Annotated in this window: 1 protein-coding gene and 1 pseudogene; both read right to left on the bottom strand. The window is 60.4% G+C overall.

The features are described 5' to 3' along the window. Positions 1-834 (bottom strand): annotated as a pseudogene (locus tag AB5Y85_RS14520) (pyruvate:ferredoxin (flavodoxin) oxidoreductase); the annotation flags it as partial. Beyond that, a partial coding sequence (locus AB5Y85_RS14515) for a hypothetical protein (protein ID WP_368221642.1) occupies positions 812-1,048 on the bottom strand: 237 nt, incomplete at its 5' end. The gene AB5Y85_RS14515 and the pseudogene AB5Y85_RS14520, both read right to left, overlap by 23 nt.

Below are 1,048 nucleotides of genomic sequence, written 5' to 3'. Positions count from 1 at the left end.
GGTGCCAATCGCCGAGCCCATCAGCACCACTATCCGCTCCGCCTGCGGGTGGCCGACATATTCAAACGGCCGGTAGTAGCGGCCGGTCTGCTCGCCAAAGGCTTGCATCGCTTCGCTCACATGGCCATAGGCGGCGTCATACCAGGGATTGCTCGCCTCCCGGCACTGGAAGTAGGTGTCCGGGTTGGCGGCGGTGCCGCGAATGACCGGTTTGTCGGGGGTGAGAGCACGGTCACGATGGGCACGGATGGCATCTGCGGGCAGCAGGGCACGCAGGGTGTCGTCAGCGAGCGGCGCTATCTTGGCGATCTCGTGAGAGGTACGAAAGCCGTCGAAGAAGTGGATAAAGGGGAGGCGGCTGTTGAGGCTCGCTATCTGGGAGATCAGGGCAAAATCCTGCGCCTCCTGCACATTGCTGGCACAGAGCATGGCACAGCCGGTCTGGCGCACCGCCATCACATCCGAGTGATCGCCAAAGATCGATAGCGCATGGGTCGCCACGGTACGCGCCGCCACATGCAGCACAAAGGGGATAAGCTGACCCGCCAGCTTGTAGAGGTTGGGGATCATCAGCAGCAGCCCCTGCGACGAGGTAAACGAGGTTGCCAGCGCGCCGGTCTGCAGGGCACCCTGGACGGCAGCGATGGCGCCCCCTTCCGACTGCATTTCGACAACCCGAGGCACATCCCCCCAGAGGTTCTTGCCCCGCTCGCTCGACCAGGCCGACGACTGTTCAGCCATGGCCGAGCTGGGGGTGATGGGGTAGATGGCGATGACTTCGCTGGTGCGGTACGCCACCGAGGCGACTGCGTTATTCCCGTCTGTGGTGATCATCTGTTTTCCACTTTGCTATGCCAGTTTGAAGGCCGATAGTTGCATCGGCAATGGATAGGTCGCAGGCATAGTAAGAGGGGCAATGAGAGCGTATCAAACGGGATAAATAATCAATTAATAAGTCAGTAATAGTGGTTAATTTAATCCCGCCGCGTGGGGGCATGATTTTCTGCTGACAGCCAATGGGAGGTGGCTGACGGGCCATTGGCATGGC

This window comes from Aeromonas sp. R3-1, from assembly GCF_040908345.1.
GTDB classification, from domain to species: domain Bacteria; phylum Pseudomonadota; class Gammaproteobacteria; order Enterobacterales; family Aeromonadaceae; genus Aeromonas; species Aeromonas veronii.
The sequence above is the reverse complement of the archived record's forward strand: the minus strand, read 5'-3'. Positions and strand labels throughout refer to the sequence as shown.